The sequence below is a fragment of the uncultured Serinicoccus sp. genome (assembly GCF_947500995.1).
Lineage (GTDB): Bacteria > Actinomycetota > Actinomycetes > Actinomycetales > Dermatophilaceae > Ornithinicoccus.
In genome coordinates this window covers 172146-199133 of the sequence record NZ_CANMUA010000005.1, presented here as the reverse complement: position 1 = coordinate 199133, position 26988 = coordinate 172146, and the positions used below count along the sequence as shown (strand labels likewise).

Annotated in this window: 24 protein-coding genes; 17 read left to right on the top strand and 7 right to left on the bottom strand. The window is 73.6% G+C overall.

Annotation, left to right across the window (positions count from 1 at the left end; genetic code table 11):
- Positions 1–34: 34 nt before the first annotated feature.
- The gene (locus Q0967_RS09565) at positions 35–2071 is read right to left on the bottom strand and encodes a methylmalonyl-CoA mutase family protein (protein ID WP_299449722.1); all 2037 of its coding nucleotides are present in this window, start codon (positions 2069–2071) and stop codon (positions 35–37) included.
- A 106-nt stretch (positions 2072–2177) separates the two neighbouring features.
- Here Q0967_RS09565 and Q0967_RS09560 point away from each other — a divergent pair, with 106 nt between their 5' ends.
- Positions 2178–2576, top strand: a complete 399-nt coding sequence (locus Q0967_RS09560) for a hypothetical protein (RefSeq protein WP_299449720.1) — start codon at positions 2178–2180, stop codon at positions 2574–2576.
- A 57-nt stretch (positions 2577–2633) separates the two neighbouring features.
- On the opposite strand, the gene hisC is transcribed toward Q0967_RS09560, so the two are convergent.
- Positions 2634–3725, bottom strand: a complete 1092-nt coding sequence (gene hisC, locus Q0967_RS09555; protein WP_299449718.1) for a histidinol-phosphate transaminase — start codon at positions 3723–3725, stop codon at positions 2634–2636.
- Positions 3726–3766: 41 nt separating this feature from the next.
- On the opposite strand from hisC, the gene Q0967_RS09550 reads away from it, so the two are divergent.
- The 4 genes from Q0967_RS09550 to Q0967_RS09535 all read left to right on the top strand — a co-directional run bounded on the left by Q0967_RS09550 (position 3767) and on the right by Q0967_RS09535 (position 8062).
- On the top strand, positions 3767–4150 hold the full coding sequence (locus Q0967_RS09550) for a phage holin family protein (RefSeq protein ID WP_299449716.1): 384 nt from the start codon (positions 3767–3769) through the stop codon (positions 4148–4150).
- A gap of 127 nt (positions 4151–4277) precedes the next feature.
- Complete coding sequence (gene pdhA, locus Q0967_RS09545) at positions 4278–5459, top strand: pyruvate dehydrogenase (acetyl-transferring) E1 component subunit alpha (RefSeq protein WP_299449714.1); 1182 nt, start codon at positions 4278–4280, stop codon at positions 5457–5459.
- 9 nt (positions 5460–5468) lie between these two features.
- Entirely contained in the window at positions 5469–6485 is a 1017-nt protein-coding gene (locus Q0967_RS09540) for an alpha-ketoacid dehydrogenase subunit beta (protein WP_298752682.1), read from the top strand.
- Positions 6486–6541: 56 nt separating this feature from the next.
- Positions 6542–8062 carry a dihydrolipoamide acetyltransferase family protein gene (locus Q0967_RS09535; protein WP_299449712.1) on the top strand — a complete coding sequence of 507 codons (1521 nt, stop codon included), beginning with the start codon at positions 6542–6544 and terminating at the stop codon, positions 8060–8062.
- A gap of 161 nt (positions 8063–8223) precedes the next feature.
- Here Q0967_RS09535 and Q0967_RS09530 read toward each other — a convergent pair whose 3' ends face one another.
- Positions 8224–9192: a DUF368 domain-containing protein gene (locus tag Q0967_RS09530; RefSeq protein ID WP_298752686.1), complete on the bottom strand. Its 969-nt coding sequence runs from the start codon at positions 9190–9192 to the stop codon at positions 8224–8226.
- Between the two features lie 109 nt (positions 9193–9301).
- On the opposite strand from Q0967_RS09530, the gene Q0967_RS09525 reads away from it, so the two are divergent.
- On the top strand, positions 9302–9703 hold the full coding sequence (locus Q0967_RS09525) for a hypothetical protein (protein ID WP_298752687.1): 402 nt from the start codon (positions 9302–9304) through the stop codon (positions 9701–9703).
- Positions 9704–9757: 54 nt separating this feature from the next.
- Here Q0967_RS09525 and Q0967_RS09520 read toward each other — a convergent pair whose 3' ends face one another.
- A complete protein-coding gene (locus Q0967_RS09520; protein ID WP_298752688.1) occupies positions 9758–10651 on the bottom strand; it encodes a maleylpyruvate isomerase family mycothiol-dependent enzyme in 894 nt (297 codons plus the stop codon).
- Between the two features lie 65 nt (positions 10652–10716).
- Between Q0967_RS09520 and Q0967_RS09515 the strand changes: the two genes are divergently transcribed.
- The 4 genes from Q0967_RS09515 to Q0967_RS09500 are packed head-to-tail and all read left to right on the top strand — an operon-like array spanning position 10717 to position 14290.
- The gene (locus Q0967_RS09515) at positions 10717–12729 is read left to right on the top strand and encodes a cytochrome c oxidase assembly protein (RefSeq protein WP_298752689.1); all 2013 of its coding nucleotides are present in this window, start codon (positions 10717–10719) and stop codon (positions 12727–12729) included.
- Positions 12726–13556: a carbon-nitrogen family hydrolase gene (locus Q0967_RS09510; protein WP_298752690.1), complete on the top strand. Its 831-nt coding sequence runs from the start codon at positions 12726–12728 to the stop codon at positions 13554–13556. The genes Q0967_RS09515 and Q0967_RS09510 overlap by 4 nt, the downstream gene beginning before the upstream one ends.
- A 45-nt stretch (positions 13557–13601) precedes the next feature.
- Entirely contained in the window at positions 13602–13835 is a 234-nt protein-coding gene (locus Q0967_RS09505) for a DUF6458 family protein (protein ID WP_298752692.1), read from the top strand.
- Positions 13836–13870: 35 nt separating this feature from the next.
- Positions 13871–14290: a GtrA family protein gene (locus Q0967_RS09500; RefSeq protein WP_298752693.1), complete on the top strand. Its 420-nt coding sequence runs from the start codon at positions 13871–13873 to the stop codon at positions 14288–14290.
- Positions 14291–14396: 106 nt separating this feature from the next.
- On the opposite strand, the gene Q0967_RS09495 is transcribed toward Q0967_RS09500, so the two are convergent.
- The 3 genes from Q0967_RS09495 to Q0967_RS09485 all read right to left on the bottom strand — a co-directional run bounded on the left by Q0967_RS09495 (position 14397) and on the right by Q0967_RS09485 (position 18201).
- Entirely contained in the window at positions 14397–14981 is a 585-nt protein-coding gene (locus Q0967_RS09495) for a GNAT family N-acetyltransferase (protein WP_298752694.1), read from the bottom strand.
- Between the two features lie 163 nt (positions 14982–15144).
- Entirely contained in the window at positions 15145–17046 is a 1902-nt protein-coding gene (locus Q0967_RS09490; protein WP_298752695.1) for an acyl-CoA dehydrogenase, read from the bottom strand.
- A gap of 105 nt (positions 17047–17151) precedes the next feature.
- Positions 17152–18201, bottom strand: coding sequence for a glycerate kinase (locus Q0967_RS09485; RefSeq protein ID WP_298752696.1), 1050 nt, complete (start codon positions 18199–18201; stop codon positions 17152–17154).
- A 61-nt stretch (positions 18202–18262) separates the two neighbouring features.
- Between Q0967_RS09485 and Q0967_RS09480 the strand changes: the two genes are divergently transcribed.
- From Q0967_RS09480 to pntB, 7 genes are all read left to right on the top strand, one after another.
- Entirely contained in the window at positions 18263–19870 is a 1608-nt protein-coding gene (locus Q0967_RS09480) for an ABC transporter substrate-binding protein (RefSeq protein WP_298752697.1), read from the top strand.
- 85 nt (positions 19871–19955) lie between these two features.
- The gene (locus Q0967_RS09475) at positions 19956–20906 is read left to right on the top strand and encodes an ABC transporter permease (protein WP_298752698.1); all 951 of its coding nucleotides are present in this window, start codon (positions 19956–19958) and stop codon (positions 20904–20906) included.
- Complete coding sequence (locus Q0967_RS09470; RefSeq protein ID WP_298752700.1) at positions 20903–21790, top strand: ABC transporter permease; 888 nt, start codon at positions 20903–20905, stop codon at positions 21788–21790. The genes Q0967_RS09475 and Q0967_RS09470 overlap by 4 nt, the downstream gene beginning before the upstream one ends.
- Positions 21787–22857: an ABC transporter ATP-binding protein gene (locus Q0967_RS09465; protein WP_363321997.1), complete on the top strand. Its 1071-nt coding sequence runs from the start codon at positions 21787–21789 to the stop codon at positions 22855–22857. The genes Q0967_RS09470 and Q0967_RS09465 overlap by 4 nt, the downstream gene beginning before the upstream one ends.
- 121 nt (positions 22858–22978) lie before the next feature.
- Positions 22979–23824 carry an ABC transporter ATP-binding protein gene (locus Q0967_RS09460; protein ID WP_298752191.1) on the top strand — a complete coding sequence of 282 codons (846 nt, stop codon included), beginning with the start codon at positions 22979–22981 and terminating at the stop codon, positions 23822–23824.
- A 145-nt stretch (positions 23825–23969) separates the two neighbouring features.
- Positions 23970–25577 carry a Re/Si-specific NAD(P)(+) transhydrogenase subunit alpha gene (locus Q0967_RS09455; protein WP_298752193.1) on the top strand — a complete coding sequence of 536 codons (1608 nt, stop codon included), beginning with the start codon at positions 23970–23972 and terminating at the stop codon, positions 25575–25577.
- Positions 25574–26977 carry a Re/Si-specific NAD(P)(+) transhydrogenase subunit beta gene (pntB, locus tag Q0967_RS09450; protein WP_298752195.1) on the top strand — a complete coding sequence of 468 codons (1404 nt, stop codon included), beginning with the start codon at positions 25574–25576 and terminating at the stop codon, positions 26975–26977. Before Q0967_RS09455 ends, pntB begins: the two co-directional genes overlap by 4 nt.
- Positions 26978–26988: the final 11 nt, after the last annotated feature.

Below are 26988 nucleotides of genomic sequence, written 5' to 3'. Positions count from 1 at the left end.
GGGGACAGCGGAACCTGGCTGAAGTCGGGGATGCTCACCGGGCCACCTCCAGGGTGTCGAGCAGGTCGTCGAGGAAGGCGACCACGTCCATGCCGGCCCGCACCGTGCCGTCGACGAGGGGCGCGTCGGGACGGTCGTCCGCACCGGCATCCTCGGAGGTGTCGGCGGGGGAGGGCCGCTCGTCGGTGTCGCCCAGCTCGCGCTCGGACCCGGCGAGCAGGACCGTGCTCGCGCCGGCCTCGCGCACGGCGCGGGCGAGGGCGGGACCGTGCTCGGCGTAGCGCTCGGCGCTGGAGGTGAGGATCGCGACCGACGACCCGGCCTCGCGGATGGCGGTCGCGAGGACCTCGGCGGCGTCGGCGACCTGGGTGGTTGCGGCGTCGGCGACCTGGGTGGTCTCGGCGTCAGCGACCCCGTCGGCGTTCCCGTCGGCGACCCCGTCGACCTCGACGAGCACCCCACGGATCCCGCCCGCCGCGAGCAGGCTGGTGGTGAAGGTCTCGCGGGCCCCGAAGTCGCGCCGGGTGCCGATGGCGACGAGCAGGACCTGCGGCGGCGTGCCGTGCTCCTGCTCGTGCGCGCGGGACCGGTCGCGCAGCGCCTCGAAGACCGCGGCGTCGCGCACCCGCGGCAGACCGCCCGTGACCGGCGCGAGCCGCGGCACCCGCACCAGCGGCGTCTCGTCGGTGGCGGGGAAGCTGCTCACCCCGGTGAGGGGCGCGGTGCGGTCGGCGACACGCCGGGCCCGCTCCTCCCGGCTCGCGGCGAGCACGTCCTGCACCAGCGACGAGTGGTCCAGCGCCCGCACCAGGCCGCCCTCCGCCTCGACCCGCTGCACGAACTCCCAGGCCCGGGCCGCGAGGTCGTCGGTGAGGGACTCGACGTAGCCCGAGCCCCCGGCGGGGTCGGTGACCCGCCCGATGCCGGCCTCCTCGGCGAGCACGACCTGGGTGTTGCGCGCGACCCGCCGGGAGAAGGCGTCGGGGTAGCCGTGGACGTGGTCGAAGGGCAGCACCGTGACCGCCTCGGCGCCCCCGGCCGCCGCGGCGAAGGTCGCGGTCGTCGCCCGCAGCATGTTGACCCACGGGTCGTCGCGGGTGAGCATCCGCCACGAGGTGACCGCGTGCTGGCGGGCCCCCCGGCGCGCGGCCGGGACCCCGCACTCCTGCAGGACCCGGGCCCACAGCACCCGCAGCGCCCGCAGCCGGGCGATGGTGAGGAACTGGTCGGCGCCCGCCGACACCCGGAAGTCCAGCTGGTCCGCCGCCTGCTCCGGCCCCACCCCGGCGGCCTCCAGGACCCGCAGGTGGGCGATGCCGCTGGCGACCGCGAGGCCCAGCTCGTCGACGTCCGAGCCGCCCGCGTCGTGGTAGACGCAGGCGTCCACCGTGACGGCGCGCACCCCGGGGTGGTCGTCCAGGACGTGACGGGTGAGCTCGCCCACCCCCGCGACGTCCACGGGGGTGCCCGTCACCGCGGCGTGCGCCACCGGGTCGAGCCCGAGGTTGCTGCCCGGCGCGAGCGGCATACCGCGCTCGACGGAGACCGCGAGCAGCGCGCGTGCCGCGGTGCCCTGGTCGTCCTCGCTGGAGACGGCGACGGGCGCGAGACCCAGCTCGACGCCGGAGAGGAGCCGGCCGAGGTCGGCCGGGGCGACCGCGCCGGCGCCGACCCGCACCCACAGCGAGGTGACGCCCCGCTCGAGGTCGGTCAGCACCGCCTCCGCGCCGGCCACGGTGTCCGGGTCGTCGTGCAGGGCGCGCACGTCCCACGCGCCGTCGGTGCGGACCGTGGTGCCCCGCCGGAAGGGGGCGACGCCGGGCTCGCCCAGGTCGCGCCCGGTCGGGGGGTAGAGCGGCTCGATCGTCAGCCCGTCGACCGTGCGCGTGCGCAGCGCGTCGAGGCACTCCTCGGCGGAGAGCTGCCGGTCCGCGGGGCGCCGCCGGTTGAGCACCCGGACGACCTGCTCCAGCCACTGCTCGCGGGTGGCCCCGGGGAAGGACGAGGCCAGCGCGAGCACCTCGGGCAGCGCGTCCACGACGTCCTCGGCCGGCTGGATGGTCTCCTCCATCGGTGGCGCTCTCCCTCGAGTGACGGACACGGCACCTGGATCGTAACGCCGCCGTGGACCCGCCGGTCCCGGGGCCGACTATCGTGGAGGAACCGAAGGAGGCCCGATGTCACTCTCCCCCCACGGCTCCAGCGCCGTGGCCACCGGCTCGTTGCGCAAGGGCCTGCCGGTCATGCTGCTGGGCGGGATCCTCGCCTGGGTGGCCGGCCAGTCCTGGAGCGTGCAGCGCGGGTCCGGCGAGGTCTTCCAGGTCCTCATGGCCTACGGCAACCTCGCCGTCATGGCGGTCGCGGCCCAGCTCATCGCCGGCCCGCGGGGACGCGGCTGGATGATGGCCACGGCCGGGGCGGTCGGGATGACGGTGCCGTGGTTCTTCGGGCTCGCGGTGGCCCAGCAGGGTCAGGGGGTGCTCCTCCCGACGCTCGTCGTCGGCGCCACGAGCTGGGGGATGACGTATGCCGTGGCGACGCTCACGCGGCGCATGCTCGGCAACCGTCACACCTGAGGCTCGCGCCCCCGAGGCACAGGTCCCCGAGGCACAGGTCCCCGAGGCGCGCGCCGCTCAGCCCTGCGTCGAGAGCCACTCCCGCGCCACGTCGACGAGCCGGTCGTTGGCCTCGGTCTCGCCGATGGTGCACCGCACCCCGTCGCCGGCGAACGGACGCACCATGAGGCCGCGCGCCTGCGCGGCCTGGGCGAAGGGCACGGCGTCGTCGCCGAGCGGCAGCCAGCAGAAGTTGCCCTGCGCCTGGGGGACGTCCCAGCCCTGCTCGCGCAGCGCGCCGACGACCCGCTCACGCTCGGCGACGAGCTCCTCCACCCGCGCGAGCAGCTCGTCGCGCGCCTCGAGGCTCGCGATCGCCGCCTGCTGCGCCAGGTCGGTCACCCCGAAGGGGGTCGCCGCCTTGCGCAGGGCGGTGGCGATCTCGGGGTGCGCCACGGCATACCCCACCCGCAGCCCGGCCAGCCCGTAGGCCTTGGAGAAGGTGCGCAGCACGACGACGTTGGGTCGGTCGCGGGCGACCGCGAGCGCGTCCGGCACCGATTCCTCGGTGGTGAACTCGAGGTAGGCCTCGTCGATGACGACGAGCACGTCCTCGGGCACCCGGTCGAGGAAGGCCTCCAGCTCGTCGGCGCGCACCGCCGGGCCGGTCGGGTTGTTGGGGGTGCACACGAGGACGAGCCGGGTCCGCTCGGTGATGGCGTCGGCCATCGCGTCCAGGTCGTGCCGGGCGTGCTCGTCCAGCGGCACCTGCACCGAGACCGCGCCGGGGAGCGCGACGACGATGGGGTAGGCCTCGAAGCTGCGCCACGCGTAGACGACCTCGTCGCCGGGGTCGCAGGTGATCGCGACGAGCTGGGTGAGGACGGCGACGCTGCCGGTGCCGGTGGCGACCTGCTCGGCCGGCACCCCGAGGTCGGCCGCCAACGCCTCGGTGAGCGCCACCACGCCCATGTCGGGGTAGCGGTTGACGCTCTGCGCGGCCTGCGAGATCGCGTCGATGACCGAGGGCAGCGGCGGGTGCGGGTTCTCGTTGGAGGAGATCTTGTAGGCGGTGACCCCCTCGACCGGCGCCGGCGGCTTCCCGGGGACGTAGGCGGGCACGCCGCTCAGGGCGGACCGCAGACGGACGGGGCTGGGCTGCTCGGTCATGTCGTCAGCGTAACGACGCCGCTGCGTGGGATCATGCGGGTATGAAGCTCCTCGCCTCCGTCGTCGCCAACGGCGTCGCCCTCTGGGTCGCCTCCGCCATCGTCTCGGGTATCGAGTTCGGCGGCCGGGGACTGTCCCAGCTGCTCACCATCCTCGGTGTCGCGCTCGTCTTCGGCCTCGTCAACGCCGTCGTCCGGCCCCTGGTCCAGCTGCTCTCGCTGCCGCTCATCGTGCTGACCCTCGGGCTCTTCCTCATCATCGTCAACGCGCTGATGCTGCTCCTGACGTCCTGGCTCTCCGGCGTCCTGGGTCTCGACTTCAGCGTCGACGACCTCTTCTGGAGCGCGATCCTCGGGTCGATCATCATCTCGATCGTCTCGCTGTTCGTCAGCATGCTCCTCCCGGACGGGCGCGACCGCGCCTGACGCGCGGCGCCCGGTGGCGCCGGTGGCGCCGCACGCCGCGGCACCCCCGCTCCTGCGGCGTGCCCCGAGGTCAGGTTGACGTCTGCGGTAACGTTCCGGCCAGGTCAACGGCAGAAGGAGTGTTTGGGTGAGCGACGACGAGGTCGCGCCGGAGGGCGCCACCCCCACCGGCCACGAGCCGCCCGAGCGGGACATCACCGACGGCGGGCCGGACATGGTCCAGTTCCTCGCCGCGGACGGCACCCGGCTCGAGGTGACGCCGCAGACCGAGCCCTACGCGGCATACCTCGAGGACCTCGACGAGGACGACCTGCGCGGGCTGCTGCGCGACCTCATCCTCGTCCGCCGGGTCGACGCCGAGGGATTCGCGCTCCAGCGCCAGGGCGAGCTGGGGCTGTGGCCCAGCCTGCTCGGCCAGGAGGCCGCCCAGGTCGGCGCCGGCCGGGCGATGCGGCCGCAGGACTACGCCTTCCCTGGTTACCGCGAGCACGGCGTGGCCTGGTGCAAGGGGGTGCCGCCGGAGAACCTGCTCGGCATGTTCCGGGGAGTGAACCACGGCGGGTGGGACTCCAACGACAACAACTTCCACCTCTACACCATCGTCATCGGCAACCAGATGCTGCACGCGGTCGGCTACGCGATGGGCGTCGACCGGGACGGTGCGGTCGGCAGCGGCGACCCCGAGCGGGACACCGCGGTCATGGCCTTCACCGGTGACGGCGGCACGGCGCAGGGCGACTTCAACGAGTCGCTGGTCTTCGCGGCGGTCACCGGCGCACCGGTCGTGTTCTACGTCCAGAACAACCACTGGGCCATCTCCGAACCCAACGACCGGCAGTTCACCATCCCGCCCTACCGCCGCGCCGACGGCTTCGGCTTCCCCGGGATCCGGGTCGACGGCAACGACGTGCTTGCCAGCTACGCGGTGAGCCGCTACGCCCTCGACCGCGCCCGCAGCGGCCAGGGCCCGACGCTCATCGAGGCGTTCACCTACCGGATGGGCGCCCACACGACCTCCGACGACCCGACCAAGTACCGCATCTCCGCCGAGGTCGACGCCTGGAGGGCGAAGGACCCGATCGACCGGATGACGGCATACCTCCGGGCCGCCGGCGCCGTCGACGACGCCTGGATCGAGCGGACCCAGGAGGAGGCCGACGAGCTCGCCGCCCGGATCCGCAAGGCCTGCCAGACGATGCCCGACCCGCCGCACGAGGAGATGTTCGCGCACGTGTACGCCGAGCCGCACCGGCTGGTCCAGCGCGAGGCGCAGGCCTTCGCCGACTACCAGGCCGACTTCGAGGACTGAGGGGCACCGATGAGCACGCAGAGCACGGCGACCCGGATGACGATCGCCAAGGCGCTCAACGCCGGCATGCGCGCGGCGATGGAGCGCGACCCCAAGGTCGTCCTCATGGGTGAGGACGTCGGCAAGCTCGGCGGGGTCTTCCGCATCACCGAGGGCCTGCAGAAGGACTTCGGGGAGGACCGGGTCGTCGACACCCCGCTGGCCGAGTCCGGGATCATGGGAGCCGCGGTCGGTATGGCGTTGCGCGGCTACCGCCCGGTCGTCGAGATCCAGTTCGACGGGTTCGTCTACCCCGCCTTCGACCAGATCGTCAGCCAGGTCGCCAAGATGCACAACCGCAGCCAGGGCGCGCTCAAGGTGCCGATGGTCATCCGCATCCCCTACGGCGGCGGCATCGGGGCGGTCGAGCACCACAGCGAGTCCAACGAGTCCTACTTCGCGCACACGGCCGGGCTGCGGGTGGTCACCTGCTCCGGCACCGAGGACGCCTACTGGATGATGCAGCAGGCGATCGCCAGCGACGACCCCGTCGTGTTCTACGAGCCCAAGCGCCGCTACCACGAGCGCGGGGTCCTCGACCTCGGCGACGGGGGCGGGTCGCTCGAGGACGCGCCGCACGCGCTGGAGGACGCCGTCGTCCGGGTGGAGGGCAGCGACGTCACCGTCCTCACCTACGGCCCCATGGTCAAGGTCGCCCACGCCGCCGCGCAGGCCGCCGAGCTGGAGGACGGCCCGTCGATCGAGGTCGTGGACCTGCGCTCGCTGTCCCCGCTGGACGTCGACGTCATCGAGGAGTCGGTGCGCAAGACCGGGCGGTGCATCGCGCTGTCCGAGGCGCAGACCTTCGCCAGCATCACCTCCGAGCTCGCGGCGCACGTGCAGGAGCACTGCTTCTACCACCTCGAGGCGCCGGTCCTGCGGGTCGGCGGCTACAACATCCCCTACCCGCCGAGCCGGCACGAGGAGGTCTTCCTCCCCGACCTCGACCGCGTCCTGCACGCCGTCGAGACCCTGCTCGCGTACTGACCCCACCCCGCTCACGCCCAGACCAGCTCAGCCAGTCCACCCAGGAGGCGGCCCTCGTGCCCGAGTTCAAGCTCCCCGACCCCGGCGAAGGCCTCGTCGAGGCGACGATCATCCAGTGGAAGGTCGCCGAGGGCGACACCGTGAAGACCAACGACATCGTGGTCGAGGTGGAGACCGCGAAGTCGCTCGTGGAGCTGCCGATCCCGTGGGCGGGGACCGTCACCAAGATCCTGGCTGCCGAGGGTGACGAGGTCGAGGTCGGCACGCCGATCGTCGTCGTGGACGACGGCACCGGCGAGGGCCCGGCCGCGGGCGGGGGCGCCGGCACCCACGTCGAGGACGTCACCGACGAGGCCGCCGCGGCGTCCGACGACCTGGTCCCCAGCCCGCCCGAGGGCGGTGGCAGCAGCACCGGGAGCACGCGCGAGGCGATGCTCGTCGGCTACGGCGCCATCGAGGGCTCCACCACCCGCCGCAAGCGGCGCCGGGGGGCCTCCGGCGCCGAGGCCGAGGCGGCCTCCGCGCTTCAGCGCAAGGCCAAGGCCTCGCCCCCGGTGCGCAAGTACGCCAAGGACCGCGGCGTCGACATCAACGAGGTCGACGCGGCCGGGCCCACCGGCATCGTCCGGCGCTCCGACATCGACGCGTTCCTCGAGGGCGGCGCAGCGCCCACGACCCCACCGGGCGCCGCAGATGGTTCCTCCTCGACCCGACCGGGCGCCGCGGATGGTTCCTCCTCGACCCGACCGGGCGCCGCGGATGGTTCCCCTGCGACCGAGGCGACCGGCCGTGCGGGGGAGGCGGCCGGCGGCGCCGGGCGGACGGCATACCAGCGACCGGTGTTCGACCGCTCGGGTGAGCGCGAGGAGCGCACCGACGTCAAGGGCGTGCGCAAGATGACGGCGCAGGCGATGGTGGGCTCGGCGTTCACCGCGCCGCACGTCACCGAGTTCGTCACCGTCGACGTCACCCGGACCATGGAGCTCATCGACCGGCTCAAGGCCGACCGGTCCTCCGGGTTGGCTGATCTGCGGATCAACCCGCTGCTCGTGCTCGCCAAGGCGATGACCGTCGCGGTGCGCCGCAACCCGGGGATGAACGCCGTCTGGGACGAGGACGCGCAGCAGATCGTGCAGCGCAACTACGTCAACCTCGGCATCGCCGCCGCGACGCCGCGCGGTCTCGTCGTCCCCAACATCAAGGACGCCGACCTCATGGACCTGCGGCAGCTGGCCGAGGCGATGACCGACCTGGTGGCGACCGCCAAGGCGGGGCGCACGCAGCCGGCCGACATGTCCGGCGGCACCATCACCATCACCAACGTCGGCGTCTTCGGGATCGACACCGGCACCCCGATCATCAACCCGGGGGAGTCCGCGATCGTCTGCTTCGGCGCGGTGCGGCGGATGCCGTGGGTCGTCGGCGAGGGCGAGCAGGAGCGGATCGAGCCGCGCTGGGTCACCCAGCTCGCGGTGAGCTTCGACCACCGCCTCATCGACGGCGAGCTGGGCTCGATGTTCCTCGCCGACCTGGCCGCGCTGCTCGAGGACCCGGCCCGGGCGCTCGCCTGGGCCTGAGCCAGTCCTTCTCGTCGGCGCCGCCCCTGCCCTACTCCTGCTGACCTGAACTTCTGGACAGAGGTCTCTGGGCGACGGGTCCCAGAAACCTCTGTCCAGATCGGTATGCAGCGGGGCTCAGGCGCCGGTGCCTGTCGCCCGGGCGCTCGCCTGGGCCTGAGTCAGTCCTTCTCGTCGCCGTCGCTGCTGCGGGCCTCGACGACCACGAGCACGGCGACCACCGCGGCGCCCAGCAGCGCCAGGAGGACGGGGCCCAGGACCGGGGCGTAGGGCGCGACGAGCGCGCCGGGCCCGTGGTCCTCGCCGCCGGCCGACTCCTGCCAGGGCCACAGCGCCCGCAGCGAGCCGACCATGAGACCGGCCATGACGATGAGGGTCGAGCGGCGGTGGTGCTCGAGCAGCCAGCTGAGCAGCTGCACGAAGGACGCCAGGCCGGTGGCCGCGCCCAGCGCGAAGACGCCGATGTAGAGCAGGTCGCGCGAGTCCACAGCGTCGAGGGTCGTGGTGTAGAGGCCCACCGCCAGCAGGAAGAAGGACCCGGACACCCCGGGGACGACCAGCGCGCAGATGGCCACGGCCGCGGCGCCGAAGACGAGGATGAGCGGGGGGTCGGCGACCGCCTGGCCGCCGGCGAAGCCGATGAGCGTCCAGGCCAGCACCGCGGCACCGACGGCCAGCACGACCTCCACCCACACCGGCCGGCGGCGCTCGGTGAGCATCCGCAGCGGCACCACCACGCTGGTCGCGACCATCCCGAGGAAGAGCCCGCGGGCGTGCTCGGGGGCCTCGGTGACGAAGCGGCTCATCACCCCGGCCATGGTGAGGACGGCCAGCGCCATGCCCACGACGACCGGGACGAGCAGCCACCAGTTGGTGCGGCGCAGCTCGGTGAGCGCCCCCTGCACCCGGCCGCGCTCGTCCCCGACGACGAGGGCCTTGGCCGCGGAGACGACGTGCGAGGCGCTGCCGATGAGCTGCTCGTAGAGCCCGGTGACGAGGGCGACCGTTCCGCCGGAGACCCCGGGGATGAGCTCGGCCATGCCGATGAGGAAGCCGCGCAGGAGGTCCAGCGGGAGCAGCTTCCGGCTGCGGGCGGCGTGCTGCGAGGCGGCGCGGGAGGTGTCGGTCACAGTCGTCCAGGGTACGGGAGCGGTGGGGGCGCCGGACCGGGTCCGGGCGGGGCGCGGGCGGGGCGCGGCGCGCGCGAGGGGGTGGTGAGGCACGGCATACCATCGGCCCATGCCCCGGCCCCGCCTCAAGGACCGCATCTTCACCGCGCTGACCACCCTCGCCGCGGTGGTCGTGCTCATCGTCGGGCTGTCCCGCGGCAACACCCGGGTGGCGGTGCTCGGGGCGGGCTTCTTCCTCGGGTATGCCGTGCTCCAGTCGGTCAGCCGGCGCCTGGAGCCGGCCGCCCGGCTGATGACCGGGAGCGAGGCGGACCGCAGCGAGGCACTGGGGCAGTTCCGGGCCACCCGGCTGGCGGCGCAGGGCGGGCTGGCCATCGCGCTCGTCGCGGCGGTCCTCGACGTGACCCTCGGGTGGACGCCCGGGCTGTGGGTGGCGGGGACCGTCCTGGCGGTGCTGGCGCTCTTCGTCGGCGGGCTGTGGTGGTTCAGCCGCGGGGCGCGCGGGCGCTGAGCCCAGGGAGGCCCGCGCCCGGCATCAGCGCGCCGATCCTCAGCGTGCCGAGCCTCAGCGCGCCAGCGTCAAGGCGTCGAGCACGGCCCGGGCGAGCTCCTCGTCGCCCTGCACGTGGTAGGCCGTGTCCTCGGTGCTCGCGCGCCCGGCGGTGCGGCGGGCGAGGGCGTGGGTGGACAGCGAGATGGTGGTCGTGGCCTCCTCGCCGGCATCGAAGACCGGCACGTCCTCGCCCTCCTCCGCGGAGTGGCCGGTGAACAGCTCGTGCGCGACCGGCTCGCCGTCCTCGTCGACGTCGATCCGCACCCCGGCCCGCCCGGTCACCGGGCCGGTGCTCTCCAGGATGACGACGGTGCCCGGCTCCGGCTCCACCCGGCGCAGCACCACCTCGGGGAGCGCCTCGAGGACCATGGCGGTCCACATCGCGGCGCCGTCGCCGTCCAGCGACCCGGGACGCCCGAGGGCCTCCCGGATGTCCTGCTCGTGGGTCCAGACGTCGCACAGGCGCAGCCGGACGAGCCGCTGGAAGGTCGTCTCCCTGCCGCGGACGGAGCGGACGGTGGAGTCCAGGGCCAGGTCGTGGGCATACAGGTCGGCGCTGCGGATCTCGACCAGGCCGCGCAGCTCGGACAGCAGCTGGTCCGGCGTGAGTCCGGCGCGCGAGCGGACCCCCTGCTCCATCCAGACCCCTGTCTCGTTGCGGACGTGCTCCGGGGAGCCGACCTCGATGGGCTCCTCGACGACGGGGTGCTCGGAGCCGGAGAGGTAGTCCTCGAGGTGCACGGTGTGGGCCACGTGGTCACGGACCGTCCAGCCGGGGCAGTCGGTCGGGAGGTCCCACTCGGCCTCGCGCAGCCCGTCGCAGGTGTTGACCATCGACAGCAGCACCTGTCGGTAGGCCTCGACGTAGCCGGGCACGTCGGCGGGCGGGGAGGGATGAACGACCATCCCGCCACCCTAACGACCCCCGGTCGGCGGTGCCGGGTGTCGGTCGGGCTCCGTAGCATGGGGGTATGTCCCTGCGCACCCCCGCTCGACCGGTCGCCCCGGAGGCGGACGGCGCGCCCACGGCCCCGGCCCTGCGCTGGGCCGTACCGGTGACGACCCTGCTCACCGCGCTCGTGGTGGCGGTCGCCGCGGCCGCGCTGAGCGGTGCCGTGGCCCCACTGCTGCTGGGCGACGCCGGCCCGGTCGTGCGCTGGGGCATGGTCCTGCTCAAGGTCGTCCACCACCTGGCCGCCGCCCTGACCATCGGGCTGCTCGTCGCGGCGGCGTTCCTGGTCCGCGAGGGCCGGGGCACCGACCGCCGCGGTGCGGCCGCCCGGGTGGCCGCCCTGTCCGCGGTGGTGTGGGCGGCCGCGTCGGCGGCGATCCTCGTCGTCGGCTTCGGCGACCTGGCCGGTCTGCCGCTGGGTGCTCCCGGCTACCTGTCCGACCTGCTGGCCAACCTCTGGGGGCTGGAGGTCATGCGCCTGCGCCTCATCGAGACGGTGCTGGTCGCCCTGCTCGTGCCCCTCGCGGCCTCGGCGCGGACGCGCGGCGCCCTGGCCTGGGCCTCGGCCCTCGCGCTCGTGGCGCTCCTACCGCTGGCCTACGGCGGCCACGCCAGCGGCACCGACGGTCACGAGACCGCGGTCACCGCCCTCGCGCTGCACCTCGTCGGGATGTGCGTCTGGGTGGGCGGCCTCATGGCGCTGGGGCTGCTGCTGCCGCTGCTCGGCCCGGCGCTGCCCGACACCCTGCGCCGCTACTCGCTGCTCGCGACCTGGTGCTACGCCGCCATCGCGCTCTCCGGCCTGCTCTTCGCCCTGCTCACCGCCGACGATCTGGCGGACCTGTCCAGCGCCTACTGGGTGCTCATCTGGGCCAAGGTGCTGCTGCTCGGGGTGCTCGGCGTCTTCGGGGCGGTGCAGCGCCGGGCCATCATCGCCCGCGGGGCCGACCGGCCGTGGCTGTTCGGTGCGCTGGCCGCCAGCGAGCTGGCCGTCATGGGGGCCGCGGTGGCCCTCGGCGCGGTGCTCTCGCGCACGCCGCCACCCGTGGTGGAGTCCTCCGCCGACCTCGACACGGCGGTCTTCGCGCTCACCGGCTACCCCATGCCGCCGCCCTACAGCTCGGCCCGTCTGCTCGACGTGTGGGAGGTCAACTGGCTCTTCCTGCTCGTGGCGCTGGTGGCAGTCGGGCTCTACGCCGCCGGCTGCGTGAAGCTCTGGCGCCGCGGTGACCGCTGGCCGTGGTGGCGGCTGCTGGTGTGGGTGCTCGGGTGGGCGCTGTTCGTCTACGTCACCAGCGGGGCGCCGGCGGTCTACGGCCGGGTGATGTTCTCGCAGCACATGATGATGCACATGGCGCTCATGATGGGGGTGCCGATCCTGCTCGTGCCGGCGCAGGCGATCACCCTCGCCTACCGCACGCTGCCCGCGCGACGGGACAAGACCCTCGGGCCCCGCGAGCTCCTGCTCGCCGTGGTGCACTCCCGGTGGGCGGCGTTCATCGCCAACCCCCTGGTGGCCGGGGTCATCTTCTTCGGCAGCCTCATCGCCTTCTACTGGACCGGGCTGCTGGAGCTCGCCATGACGACCCACGTCGGGCACGTGCTCATGGTCGCCCACTTCTCGCTGTCCGGCTTCGCCTTCGTGTGGTCGCTCGTCGGCCAGGACCCGGGGCCGGAGAAGTGGCCGGCACCGTTGCGCATCCTCGTGCTGCTGGGCACCCTCGCGACGCACGCCTTCTTCGGGCTCGCGCTCATGCAGGGCACCTGGCTGCTCGCGCCGGGTTTCTACAAGGCCATCGAGGTGCCCTGGGTGCCCGACCTGCTCGCCGACCAGCAGGTGGGCGGGGCCATCGCGTGGGGGGTCGGCGAGCTGCCCACGGTGGTCCTCGTGCTCATGGTCATGGTGGACTGGATACGCCGCGACGAGCGGGAGAGCGCGCGCTCGGACCGCCAGGCCGCGCGTGACGACGACGCCGAGCTCGCCGCCTACAACGCCCACCTGCAGAGCCTGGCGCAGAGGAGCAGCCGATGAAGGTCGCGATCATCCAGCTCGGGTATGCCGACGGCAGCGAGGAGGGCGTCGAGGCGCGGGCCGAGCGGGTCGCCGCGCTGGTGCGACAGGCCGGGGCCGGCCACGACCTGGTGCTGCTGCCCGAGTTGTGGAGCGCGGGAGGCTTCGCGTCGAAGGAGTGGGAGGAGCGCAGCCAGGACCTCTCCGGGCTGGCGGACGGCCACCTGCCCCCTGCCCTCGTGCCCGTCGCGGAGGCGACGCGGGAGGTCGGGGCGGTGGTGCATACCGGCTCCCACGTCGAGCGCACGGCCGAGCCGGGGGAGGAGGGGCGGCACCTGTGGAACACCTCTGTCGTGCTCGACCCGCGGGGCTCGGTGTGCGCGACCTACCGCAAGATCCACCGGTTCGGCTTCGGCGGGGGCGAGCCGAGGCTCATGGAGGCCGGCACCGAGGTCGTCGTGACCGAGCTGCCGGCACCCGCGGACGGGGTGGGGGTCGCCCTGTCCACCTGCTACGACCTGCGCTTCCCCGAGCTCTACCGGCTGCAGCTGGACCAGGGGGCCGGGCTCTTCCTCATCCCCTCGGCCTGGCCGATGGCCCGGGTGGAGCACTGGCGGTTGCTGCTGCGGGCCCGGGCGATCGAGAACCAGGCGTTCGTCGTCGCCGGCAACACCGCGGGCACCCACGCCGGGGTCGAGATGGGCGGCCGCAGCGCCGTCGTCGACCCGTCGGGGGTGGTGCTGGTCGAGGCGGGGACGGGCGAGGAGACGCTGTCGGTCGAGCTCGACCTCGACGAGGTGCCGCGGGTGCGCGAGGGGTTCCCGGTCCTGTCGGACCGCCGGCTGTGAGGGCCTGTGGCTAGGCTGTCCCCGAGCCAACCGAAAGGATCTGTCATGGGCATCGGTCTCGGAATCTTCCTGCTCGTCGTGGGCGCCATCCTCACCTTCGCGGTCAACACGGTGGTGCAGGGGGTCGACCTGACGATCGTCGGCTACATCCTCATGGCGGCCGGTGTGCTCTCGCTGCTGCTGAGCCTGGTGATGAACACCCAGCGCACCAACACCACCCACCGCGAGGTCATCGACCGCCGGACCGACGCCGACGTGCGTCACCGCGACCAGTACTGAACGCCACCGACGCCTTCGCCCGGGCCCGCGCCCGGGTGCACGCGAGACTCCCCGCGCCCGTCGGCAGGCTCGTCCCGGAGACGGCGGTCGGCTTCGCGGCCATCAGCGGCACGACCTACGCGATCGACCTGACCCTCCTCGCGGTCCTCTTCGACGTCCTCCGCTGGCCGTACCCGCTGGCCGTGACGACGGGCTACGTCGTCGCCTTCGGGCTGGCGTTCCTGCTCAACCGGTGGCTCAACTTCCAGAGCCACGGCCCGCTCGGCCGGCAGACCGGGCGCTACGTCGTCACGGTGCTCGCCAACTACGTACTCTTCATCCTGGCGCTGTCGACCACGCTGGAGTGGCTCGGCGTCCAGTACCTCGCGGCGCGCCTCGTCGCCGGCGCCTGCGAGGCGGTCTTCATGTACCTCATGATGCGCAGCTTCGTCTTCCGCCTCAAGCGCTACACCTGACCTGCACCGGACGCGTGGTCAGGACGCACCGGACGCGTGGTCAGGCGGCACCGGACGCGTGGTCGCGCCGCACCGGACGCGTGGTCACGCCGCACCGGACGCGTGGTCACGCACGCGGCGACAGGTCGCGTCGCATCACCAGCCGCGGGAGCCGGCTCGCGGTCGCCTCCGTCCGGCCGACCACCTCGAACCCGACCCTCTCGAACATCGCCCGGGTCCCCACGAACGCCATCGTCGTGTCCATCCGCCCCGGCGGGTCGACCGGATATGCCTCCACGGCCGGGGCGTCGTGGGCTGCGGCATACCCGACGGCGCCCTCGACGACCCGCGACGTGTGACCGCGCTTCCGGTGCCCACCGCGCACGACGGTGCACACGATGCTCCAGACGGCGACGTCGTCCAGCGGACGGATCCTGCGGGAGTGCACGAGCACCGGGATGTCCGAGCGCGGACCGATGTTGCACCACGCCACCGGTATGCCGTCGGCGTAGCCCACCACCCCGGGCGGCAGGTCCCGTTCGCACAGGGCACGCATCGCTCGTTCACGGTCCCCACCGCCGAGCTCGTCGACCTCGGCGCTGCGGAGCCGGTGCGGGACGCACCAGCAGTGCGTCGCGCGCCGGTTCGGGTTGACGACGTCGGCGAAGTCCTCGAACCGGTCCGGGGTCACGGGGTGCACCTCGAACACCATCTGGCCAGTCTGGCGCCTGGGGCGAAGGTATGCCGGTCACTCGGTACGACCGCGCGTCCGGTGGGCCCTGACCGCGCGTCCGGTGGGTCTTGACCGCGCGTCCGGTGGGTCTTGACCGCGCGTCCGGTGTGGTCGGACGGCGCGTCCGGTGCGGGAGGGCGGGTCAGAAGGCGGCGTCGGGCAGGTCCATGACCGCGGCGACGTGGTCGTCGTCGGCGGAGGTGACGGTGCGGCGGTCGGCGCCCAGGCGCGGGAGCACCTCGGTCGCGAAGAACCGCGCGGCGACGACCTTGCCCTGCAGGTAGGCGCGCGCGTCCTCGTCGGCGGCCCGCAGCCCGCTCACGCCGGTGTCGCCCGAGTCCAGCAGCCGCTGGGCGACCTCGGCCTCACGCAGCAGCAGCCAGCCGATGAGCAGGTCGCCGGCCGCGAGCAGCAGCCGCGTGGTCCCCAGGCCGACGGCGTAGACCGCGCTCGGCCGCTCCTGCGACTCGGCGGCCCGCGCCGTCATGAACTGCACCATCGCGTCGACCTCGCCGAGCGCCCGCAGCACGGCGCCGCGGACCTCGCCGAGCCCGTCGTCCGCCTGCGTCTCGGCGGTCTGCCTGACCTGGGCCGCGACATACCCCAGCGCCTGCCCGCGGTCGCGCAGGATCTTGCGGAAGAAGAAGTCCATGCCCTGGATCGCGGTGGTGCCCTCGTAGAGGCTGTCGATCTTGCTGTCGCGCAGGTACTGCTCGATGGGGTAATCCTGCAGGAAGCCGGACCCGCCGAGGGTCTGCAGGGACTCGGTCCCGAGCAGGGTGAAGGCGCGCTCGGAGCCGCAGCCCTTGACCATCGGCAGCAGGAGGTCGTTGACGCGGGCCGCCATCGCGACCTCGTCGGCGCCGTCCAGGGTGTCGTCCCCGGCGAGGTCCTGCCGGGCGTGCACCTGGTCCTGGAAGGTCGCGGTCCACAGCATGAGCGCGCGCAGCCCCTCGGCGTAGGACTTCTGCAGCAGCAGCGAGCGCCGCACGTCCGGGTGCGCGGTGATCGTCACCCGGGGCGCGGTCTTGTCGGCCATCTGGGTGAGGTCGGCGCCCTGCACCCGCTCACGGGCATACCCCAGCGCCGCCTGGTAGCCGGCCGACAGCGTGGCGATCGCCTTGGTGCCGACGAGCATCCGGGCGTACTCGATGACCCGGAACATCTGGGCGATCCCGTCGTGCGTCTCCCCGAGGAGCCAGCCGACGGCCGGCCGCGACTCGTCCTCGCCGAGCGCGACCTCGCACGTCGTCGACACCTTGAGGCCCATCTTGTGCTCGATGGCGGTGACCTGGACGCCGTTCTTGTCGCCCAGCTCACCGGTCTCGAGGTCGGTGACGTGCCGGTCGGGCACGACGAACAGCGACAGCCCCTTGGTGCCGGGGCCGGCGCCCTCGGGGCGGGCGAGGACGAAGTGCAGGACGTTGTCGTAGAACGGCGCGATCCCGCTGGTGATGAAGCGCTTGGTGCCGGTGAGGTGCCAGGTGCCGTCCCCGGCCTTGACCGCCTTCGTCCGCCCGGCCCCGACGTCCGAGCCGGCCTCGGGCTCGGTGAGCATCATCGTCGCGCCCCAGGCGTGGTCGACCATGAGCCGGGCGAGCTGCTGCTGCTCGGGGGTGCCGAGGCGGTGGAGCACGTTGGCGAAGGTGTAGCCGGCCGCGAACATCTTCACCGCCGGGTTGGCGCCGAGCACCAGCTCGGACATCGCCCAGGTGAGGCTCGGGGGGGCGGGGGTGCCGCCGAGGCCCTCGTCGATCTCCAGCCGCCACCACTCGTTCTCCACCCAGGTCCGGTATGACGCGACGAAGCTCTCCGGCATGCTCACCTCACCGGTGGCCGGGTCGAGCACCGGCGGGGTGCGGTCGGACTCGGTGAAGGAGGCGGCGAGGGGCCCCTCGGCCAGGTCGGCGACGGCGCGCAGCGCCTCGCGGGCCACCTCGACGTCGACCTCGGCGTAGGGCTCCCGCCCCAGCACCTCCTGGCGGCCGAGCACGTCGAGGAGCAGGAACTCGATGTCGCGGATATTGCTGCGGTAGTGGCCCACGGTGGCCTCCTGAAGTATGCGGTACCGGCGGTACTTGGATCCTGGGACCAGTGTATACCGGCCGGTAACCGCGCGGCTGCTCCCCGGCGGGACCAGGCGGCCCCGTCAGCTCAGCGCGCGCAGCTGCTCGGCCACGGCACGTCGGACGCAGGCGGCCGTGTCGTTCCAGGAGGCCGCGGCGCCGTAGGTCGCGGACAGGTCGACGACCCGCAGCCCGGTCAGCCGGGCGGCGGGGGCGTCCTCCCGCAGGACGCCGGCGACGACGACGACGGGGATGCCGTAAGGCTCGGCCGCGTCGACGACCCCGCCGACGACCTTGCCGTTGAACGACTCGGCGTCCAGCGCCCCCTCGCCGGTGACGATCGCGTCCGCCCGGCCCACGGCCTCCTCGAGACCCACCTGGTCGGCCACCAGCCGCAGCCCCGGCACGAGCGCGCCGCCGAGCACGAGCACGCCGCCCCCCAGGCCGCCGGCGGCCCCCGCCCCGGCGGTCTGCGACACGTCGACGCCGAAGCGCTCGACGTAGTCCCCCTGCTGCGCGAAGAGCCGGCCGGTGAGCTCGACCACCTGCCCGGCGTCCGCGCCCTTCTGCGGGCCGAAGACCTGCGCGGCCTCGACGAAGGGCGTCTGCACGTCGCACGCCGCGAGCAGCTCGACGCCCCGGTCGGCCGGGCGGTCGCCGTCCAGGCCCGCGAGGACCGCCTCGACGGCCCCGCGCCCGCCGTCGCTCATGGCCGAGCCGCCCAGCCCCACGACGACCCGCCGGGCGCCGGCGAGCACGGCCTGCGCGATGAGCTCCCCGGTGCCGGCGCTGGTGGCCCCCATCGGGTCGTTGCCCTCCTTGCCCCCCGCGAGGACCAGCCCGCTCGCCGCCGCCGACTCGATGATCGCGAGGCCGTCGTCCTCGCCGAGCCGCCACTGCGCCCTGACCGGGGTGCCGAGCGGGCCGGTGACGGTGGAGGTGCGGTTGGCCCCGCCGAAGGCGTCGAGCATGCCTTCGCCGCCGTCCGCCATCGGCATGTCGACGACGTCCCACCCCGCCTCCTGCGCCCCGGCCCGGGCCGCCTGCACGACCTCCGGCGCGGACAGCGACCCCCGGAACTTGTCCGGTGCGACGAGGACGACCGGGCGGGCGGGGCTGGCGTCGTTGCTCACGGCACGAGACTAGACGAGCCGTGGTGGCGCGCCCGCGCACGCATACCCGATGATGGGGCGCATGAGGACGTCGACGACAACCCGCTCCCTGGTCGCCGCCGTGGCCGCGACCGCCCTGCTGGCCGGCTGCAACGCCGGGGCGGGCACCAGCGGCTCCCCGGACGACGGGTCCGAGGAGGGCTCGGGCTCCGGGGGCGGTGGCTCGGAGGAGGGAGACGGCGAGGCGGGGCAGACCGGCGGGTCGGCGCCCGGCGGCTCCGACGAGACCGTGCGGGTGGGCCTGGTCGCCGAGCCCGCGAGCCTGGACTTCACCACGACCGACGGTGCGGCGATCCCGCAGCTGCTGCTGGACAACGTCTACGAGACGCTGGTGACGGTCGACGCCGAGACCGGCGAGATCGTCCCCGCGCTCGCGACCGACTGGGAGGTCAGCGAGGACCGGCTGACCTACACCTTCACCCTGGAGGAGGGGGTCACCTTCTCCGACGGCAGCGAGTTCACGGCCGAGGACGCCGCCTTCTCCCTGGAGAGGGTCTCCTCCGACGCCTGGACCATCAGCCTCAAGTCCCAGCTCGACGTCGTGGAGTCGGCCGAGGCGGTGGACGACACCACGCTCGAGGTCACCCTGTCGCGGCCGTCCAACTCCTTCCTCTACGCCCTCACCACCCGGGTCGGCGCCATGTTCGACACCGAGGGCGTCGACGACCTGGCCGAGCAGGCCGTCGGCACCGGTCCCTACACCTTCGGCACCTGGGACCGCGGCTCGCAGATCACCCTGGAGCGCAACCCGGACTACCACGGCGACGCGCCCTACTTCGCGACCGTCGAGATGCGCTACTTCCAGGACGCCAACGCGCTCAACAACGCCATGCTCACCGACGCGATCGACGTCGTCTCGACCGTGCAGGCGCCGGAGTCGCTGGCCGAGTTCGAGGGGGGCGACTTCCAGATCGTCGAGGGCACGACCAACGGCGAGGTCGTCCTGTCGATGAACCAGCAGGAGGGCAACCCGCTCGCCGACCCCGCCCTGCGCGAGGCGGTCCGGCACGCCATCGACCACCAGTCGCTCCTGGACACCTGCTGGGCCGGCCGCGGGGAGCTCATCGGCTCGATGGTCCCGCCGACCGACCCGTGGTACGAGGACCGCACCGGGGACTTCCCCTTCGACCCGGCCCGCGCCGAGGAGCTCATCGCCGAGGCCGGCGCGGAGGGCACCGAGCTGCGCCTGCGCATACCGTCGCTGCCGTATGCCGTGTCCTGCGGCACCGTCGTGGAGTCCATGCTCGAGGACGTCGGGCTGGAGGTGACCATCGACGAGCTGGAGTTCCCCGCGGCGTGGCTGGAGACGGTCTTCACCAACAAGGACTTCGACATGTCGATCGTGGCGCACGTCGAGCCGCGCGACATGGCCAACGTCTTCGGCAGCCCGGACTACTACACGACCTACGGCACCGAGGAGATCCAGGCCCTCTTCGAGGAGGCCGACACCGGGACGGAGGAGGAGCAGGTCACGAAGCTCCAGGAGGCGGCCGCGCTCATCAGCGAGGACGCCGCCGCGGACTTCCTCTTCCTGCTGCCCAACCTCATGGTCGCCGACCCGGACATCACCGGCCTGCCGACCAACGCCATCAAGGAGTCCTTCGACCTCGGCGACCTCGCCCGGGGCTGACCTGCACTTCTGGACCTCAGGATCTGGGACCCGTTCCCCAGGATCGTCTGTCCAGAACCAGGGACGCTCGCTCTAGAGTGCTCGCATGGTCCTGCGACTGCTGCACCGCGCGATGGTCTTCGTGCTCAGCGTGCTCGCGGCCTCGGTGCTGGTCTTCGCCTTCATGCGGGTCCTGCCGGGCGACCCGGCGCGGGTGGCGCTGGGCATCAACGCCTCGGAGGCGTCGGTGGCGGCGCTGCGGGAGCAGTTCGGGCTGGACCGGCCGGTGGTGGTGCAGTACCTCGACTGGATGCGTGGCATGCTCACCCTCGACCCGGGGATCGAGTTCATCTCCAAGGCCGCCATCGGCCCGCAGATCGCCGACCGGCTGCAGGTCACGCTCATCCTGGTGACCACGTCGATGATCTTCGCGGTGCTCGTCGCGGTCCCCGTCGGCATCTGGATGGCCGTGCGGCACCGGCACGCCGACGGTGTGGTCATGTCGGCCGCCTCGCAGGTCGGCGTCGCGATCCCGGCGTTCCTCGCGGGCATCGTCCTCATCTCGGTCTTCGCGGTGCGGCTGCGCTGGGTGCCCAGCGGGGGGTGGGCGGTGCCGGCGCAGGACCCGGTCGGCTTCCTGCAGCGGCTCGTGCTGCCCTCGATCGCGCTCGCCGGGGTGCAGGCCGCGGTGCTCGCGAGGTATGTCCGCTCGGCCGTCCTCGACGTGCTCCGCGAGGACTACCTGCGCACGGCCCGCGCCAAGGGCCTGCGGCCCGTCCAGGCGCTCTGGCGGCACGGGCTGCGCAACGCGGCCGTGCCGGTCGTCACGGTCCTCGGGCTGCAGCTGGCGACCCTGCTCGTCGGTGCCGTCGTGATCGAGCGGGTGTTCGTCATCCCCGGCCTGGGGTCCCTGCTCCTCGACTCGGTGGCCCAGCGCGAGATCCTCACGGTGCAGACGGTCGTCATGGTCCTCGTCGTCGCGACGCTGCTCATCACCTTCCTCGTCGACGCGCTCTACCTCGTCATCGACCCGCGGCTGCGGACGGGGTCGCGGTGAGCGAGGTCCAGGGCGCGGCGGCCGACGCGGTGACCGACTCGGGGCAGGCGCCCGCGGGCGGCTCCCCGGGCCGCCGCCTCAACCCCTCGCTGCTCGTGGGCGGTGCCATCGTCGCGGTCGTGGTCGGGCTCGCGCTGCTGTCCTACGTCTGGACCCCCTACGCACCGATGCGCGTCCTGCCGGTCGAGCCCTACCAGACCCCGAACGCCGAGCACTGGCTCGGCACCGACCGGTTGCGGCGCGACGTCCTCACCCAGATCCTCGTCGGCGCCCGCACGACCCTCTTCGTGGGGTTCGTCGCCGTGGGCGTCGCGGCGCTGGTCGGCGTGCCGCTGGGGATCCTCGCGGCGATGTCGCCCGGCTGGCTCGGGCAGCTGGTCATGCGCGGCAACGACGTGCTGCTGGCCTTCCCGGCGCTGCTGCTGGCGATCATGTTCGCCGCGCTCTACGGCGGCTCGACGCGGGTGGCGATGATCGCCATCGGCATCGCCACCATCCCGGCGTTCGCGCGGATCACCCGCTCCGGGGCGCTCGGGGTGATGCGGACGGAGTATGTCGTGGCCGCCCGGTCCGCGGGCCGCTCGCCGCTGGGGATCGCGGTGCGCCACGTCGTCCCCAACGTCGCGGGGCTGGTCATCGTGCAGGCCTCGGTGTCCTTCGCCATCGCCATCCTCGCCGAGGCGGCGCTCGCCTACCTGGGGCTGGGGACGCCCACGGGCCAGGCCAGCTGGGGCCGCATGCTCTACGAGGCGCAGACCACCCTGCGCTCCGCCCCGCACCTGGCGCTCATCCCGGGCGCCGCCATCGCGCTGTCGGTGCTCGGGTTCAACCTCTTCGGCGACGGGTTGCGCGACTGGTTGGACCCCCGGCTGGAGGACCGGTGAGCAGGGCCGGCGACCGCACCGTGCTGGCGGTGGAGGGCCTCGACGTGGGGACGGGGCATACCCCGCTGCTGCACGACGTGAGCTTCGCGATCGCTCGCGGCGAGCGGGTCGGGCTCATCGGGGAGTCCGGGTCGGGCAAGTCCCTCACCGCCCTCGCCGTCATGGGCCTCCTCGGGGAGGGGCTGCACGCGCGCGGTGACGTCCGGCTCTCCGGGCGGACCCCGGCCACCCGCAACCTGCTCGAGGTGGGCGAGCGGGAGATGGCGCGGCTGCGCGGGGACGCGGTGTCGATGGTCTTCCAGGAACCGATGACGGCGCTCAACCCGACCATGCGGGTGGGCGCGCAGGTCGCCGAGGTGATGCGCATCCACGGCACCCGCGACACGGCCGGTGCCCGGGCGCGGGCGGTCGAGCTGCTCGACCAGGTGGGGCTGCCCGACCCGGCCCACCTGGCGCGGTCCTACCCGCACGAGCTCTCGGGCGGGCAGCGCCAGCGCGTCGTCCTCGCGATCGCGCTGGCCAACGACCCGGCCCTGCTCATCTGCGACGAGCCCACGACCGCCCTCGACGTCACCGTGCAGGCGACCGTGCTCGACCTCGTGGTGCGCGGCGTTCAGGAGCGGGAGGCGGCGATGCTCTTCATCACCCACGACCTGGCCGTCGTCGCGACCGTCTGCGAGCGGGTGCTGGTGATGTACGGCGGCCGCATCGTCGAGGCCGGACCGGTCGGCGAGGTCTTCGCCGACCCGCGCCACCGCTACACCCAGGGCCTCATCGGCGCCTCCGACCTCACCGGCGAGCAGGGGCGGCGCGGGCGGGGGGCGCTGCCCACCATCCCGGGGACGGTGCCGCCGGCCGGGCGCTTCCCGGACGGCTGCGTCTTCCGCAGCCGGTGCGCGCACGCCACGGACGAGTGCGGGACGCCACCAGGGTGGACGCCGAGGGGCGGTGCGGACGGGCGGGGCTCCGCGCCGGACGAGGCGGAGGAGCAGGCGGGGTCTGCGCCGGGCGAGGCCGGGCGTGCTGCCGGCTACGCCTGCTTCCACCCGGCGGGGGACGCCGCATGACCGGGCCGACCCCCCCCCCCCCCCCCCCGCACCGGGCGTCGCGAATGGTTGCCTCCCGCCCCACCGGGCGTCGCGAATGGTTGCCGCCCACCCCATCGAGCCTCGCGAGGGGTGAGCTGTCGTGACTGAGACTCCGGCCATCGAGCTGCGGGGAGTGTGCCGGGACTTCCGGCGTCCCCGCACGTCCCTGCGCGAGGCGCCGCCCGTCGTGCGGGCGGTGCAGGACGTGTCGCTGTCGGTCGGGCGGGGCGAGCGCTTCGGGGTCGTCGGGGAGTCCGGGTCGGGCAAGTCGACGCTGCTGCGGCTCATCTGCGGGCTGGACCGGCCGACCTCGGGCGAGATCCTCGTGGAGGGCCGCTCGATCGGCGACCAGCCCGCCCGGCGCCTGCGCTGGCTGCGCCGGAGGCTGCAGCTGGTCTTCCAGGACCCGATGAGCAGCCTGGACCCCCGCATGCGGGTGCGCGACATCATCGCCGAGCCCCTGGTCTCGCAGGGCATCGGCGGAGACCACGGGGCTCGGGTGACCGAGCTGCTGGGGCAGGTCGGGCTGGACCCGGAGGCGGCCCGGCGCTACCCGCACCAGTTCTCCGGGGGGCAGCGGCAGCGGATCTCGGTGGCCCGGGCGCTGGCTCCCGACCCGGACATCCTCGTCATGGACGAGCCGGTCTCCGCCCTCGACGTGTCGGTGCGCGCCCAGGTCCTCAACCTCGTCGACGAGATCGTCGACGGGCTCGACCTCACGCTGGTCTTCGTCAGCCACGACCTGTCCGTGGTGCGGCACGTGTGCGACCGGGTCGCGGTCATGCGGGCCGGGGAGGTCGTGGAGACCGGCGAGACCGAGCGGCTCTTCTCCGAGCCCGGCCACGACTACACGGCCTCGCTCGTCGCGGCCATCCCCGACCTGCACGCCGCCCTCGCCGGCCGCAGCGCGCAGGACCTCGCCCGCGGGGTGGGCCCCGCCTCCTGAGGGGCACCCGACGCACTCCCGTGAGCCCCGCACCCGGGCCCCCTCTCCCGGGCGGGCCGCCGCGGCGGGTCAGCGGCGCCTCTGTCGGGCACCCCGGCTAGTGTCAGCAGCGCTGGACCACACTCGACGCAGAGAGGGGAGCGGCGTGCTGATCGGCATACCGTGCGAGCCCCGGGAGGCTCAGGCGATCGTCGCCGCCACACCCGCCACGGTGACGGCGCTGCGCAAGCAGGGCCACGAGGTGCTCGTCGAGCGCGGCGCGGGGGAGCGGGCGAGCTGCCCCGACGTGGCCTACGCCGAGGCCGGGGCCCGGCTCGCCGACCGCGCGGAGGTGCTCGCGGCCGACCTCGTCCTGCAGGTGGACGCCCCCGCGACCGAGCAGCTGGACGCGATGCGACGCGGTGGCGCGGTCGCCTCGCTCATGGCCCCGGCCCGCACGCCGGAGCTGCTCGACGCCCTGGCCGCCCACGGGGTCACCGGGCTCGCGATGGACGCCGTGCCCCGGCTCTCCCGCGCCCAGAGCCTCGACGTCCTGAGCTCCATGGCCAACCTCGCGGGCTACCGTGCGGTCATCGAGGCCGCGCACGACTACGGCGGGATGCTCGCCGGTCAGGTCACCGCGGCCGGCACGACGCCGCCGGCGACGGTCTTCGTCGTCGGGGCCGGGGTCGCCGGGCTGGCCGCGATCGGCGCCGCGCAGTCGCTCGGCGCGCAGGTGCGCGCCTTCGACGTGCGCCCCGAGGTCGCCGAGCAGGTCGAGTCGATGGGCGCCACCTTCGTCAGCCTCGAGGTCGAGGTGGGCGGGGGACGTTCCGACGGGTATGCCGGTGAGCTCACCGAGGACGCCGAGCGCGCCACCCAGGAGCTCTACGCCCAGGAGGCGATGACGGCCGACATCGTCATCACCACGGCGCTCATCCCCGGCCGCCCTGCCCCGCGACTCATCGACGCCGGCACGGTCGCGGCCATGCGGCTCGGCTCGGTCGTCGTCGACCTGGCCGCCGCCAACGGCGGCAACGTCGAGGGCACGGTCGCCGACGAGCGGGTCGTCACCGACGGCGGCGTGACGCTCCTCGGCTGGACCGACCTCGCCGGGCGGATGCCCGCGCAGGCGAGCCAGCTCTTCGGCACCAACATGGTCAACCTCGTGACGCTGCTCGCCGCAGACGCCGATGCAGACGCCGGCGCTGCTGCGGACGTCGACGCCGCTGCCGACGCCGGCCTGCCGCTCGTGCTCGACCTGGACGACCAGGTGCTGCGCGCGATGACGGTGGCCCACGACGGCGAGGTGCTCTGGCCGCCGCCGCAGGTCGCGGTGAGCGCCGCGCCGGCCCCCGCCCCCGACCGGGGTGGGGCGGCCGGGGAGCCCGCTGCACGGCATACCCCCGAGGACCTCGTGCGGGACCCGCGGCGGCGTCGGGCGGTCGTGCTCACCCTGGCGGTGCTCGCGGCGGTGGGTGCCGCCTTCGCGCCGGACGAGCTGCGGATGCACCTCACGGTCTTCGCGCTGGCCGTCATCGCGGGCTACTACGTCATCTCGCACGTGACCCACGCGCTGCACACCCCGCTCATGTCGGTGACCAACGCCATCAGCGGCATCATCTGCGTCGGGGCGATCCTGCAGGTCGGGAGCAGCAGCACCTGGGTCACCGCCCTCGCGCTGGTCGGCATCACGGTCGCCTCGATCAACATCTTCGGCGGCTTCACGGTGACCCACCGCATGCTGGGGATGTTCCGGAGGGCGGAGTCGTGACGCTGACCTCGGCGGTCGACGCCGCCTACCTCGTCGCCGCGCTGCTCTTTCTCGGCGCCCTCGCCGGGCTGTCGCGGCACGAGTCCGCCCGCCGGGGCAACCTGCTCGGCATCACCGGGATGGCGCTCGCGCTCGTCGCGAGCGTCGTGCTGGCGGTGAGCACCGCCGAGCGGGGTGCGCTGGCGACCCTGCTGCTCATCGCCGCGGCCATGTCGGTGGGGGCGGTCGTCGGCATCTGGCGGGCCCGGGTCGTGGCCATGACGGGGATGCCGGAGCTGGTCGCGATCCTGCACAGCTTCGTCGGGGTCGCCGCGGTGCTCGTCGGCATCAACACCTTCCTCGGCGAGGGGTATGCCGGCGCGGCCGGTGTCAGCCAGCGGATCGAGATCGCCGCCGGCGTCCTCATCGGCGCGGTGACCTTCACGGGGTCGGTGGTCGCCTGGGCCAAGCTGTCCGCGCGGATGAGGAGCGCCCCGCTCGTGCTGCCGCGGCGCCACCTGCTCAACCTCGTCGTGGTGCTCGCCAGCCTGGCGATGTCGGTGTGGTTCGTCGTCACGCCGAGCCTGCCGCCGCTGCTCGTCCTCGCGCTGCTCGCGCTCGTCCTCGGGGCCCACCTCGTCGCCTCGATCGGCGGGGGCGACATGCCGGTCGTCGTCTCGATGCTCAACTCCTACAGCGGGTGGGCCGCCGCGGCGGCCGGCTTCATGCTCGGCAACGACCTGCTCATCATCACCGGCGCGCTCGTCGGCAGCTCCGGAGCGATCCTCTCCTGGATCATGTGCAAGGCCATGAACCGCTCGTTCGTCTCGGTCATCGCCGGGGGTTTCGGGGCCGACCCGGTCCCCGGCGCCGGTGACGACGAGGAGGCCGGCACCCACCGCGAGGTCGGGGCCGAGGGGGTGGCGGAGATGCTGCGCCAGGCACGGTCGGTCGTCATCACTCCGGGCTACGGCATGGCGGTCGCGCACGCCCAGCACCCGGTCGCCCGCCTGGTGGAGCGTCTGGGTGAGCTCGGTGCGGACGTGCGCTTCGGCATCCACCCCGTGGCGGGACGGCTGCCGGGCCACATGAACGTCCTGCTGGCCGAGGCGCGGGTGCCCTACGACGTCGTCCTCGGCATGGACGAGATCAACGGCGACCTCGCCTCCACCGACGTCGTGCTCGTCATCGGCGCCAACGACACCGTCAACCCGGCCGCCATCGAGCAGCCGGGCAGCCCGATCGCCGGTATGCCCGTGCTGCACGTGTGGGAGGCGCGGGACGTCGTGGTGTTCAAGCGCTCGATGGCGACCGGCTACGCCGGGGTCCAGAACCCGTTGTTCTTCCGCGACAACACGCAGATGATCTTCGGTGACGCCAAGGCCAAGGTCGAGGAGATCCTGGCCGCGCTGAGCCCGTGACAGGGTAGGCG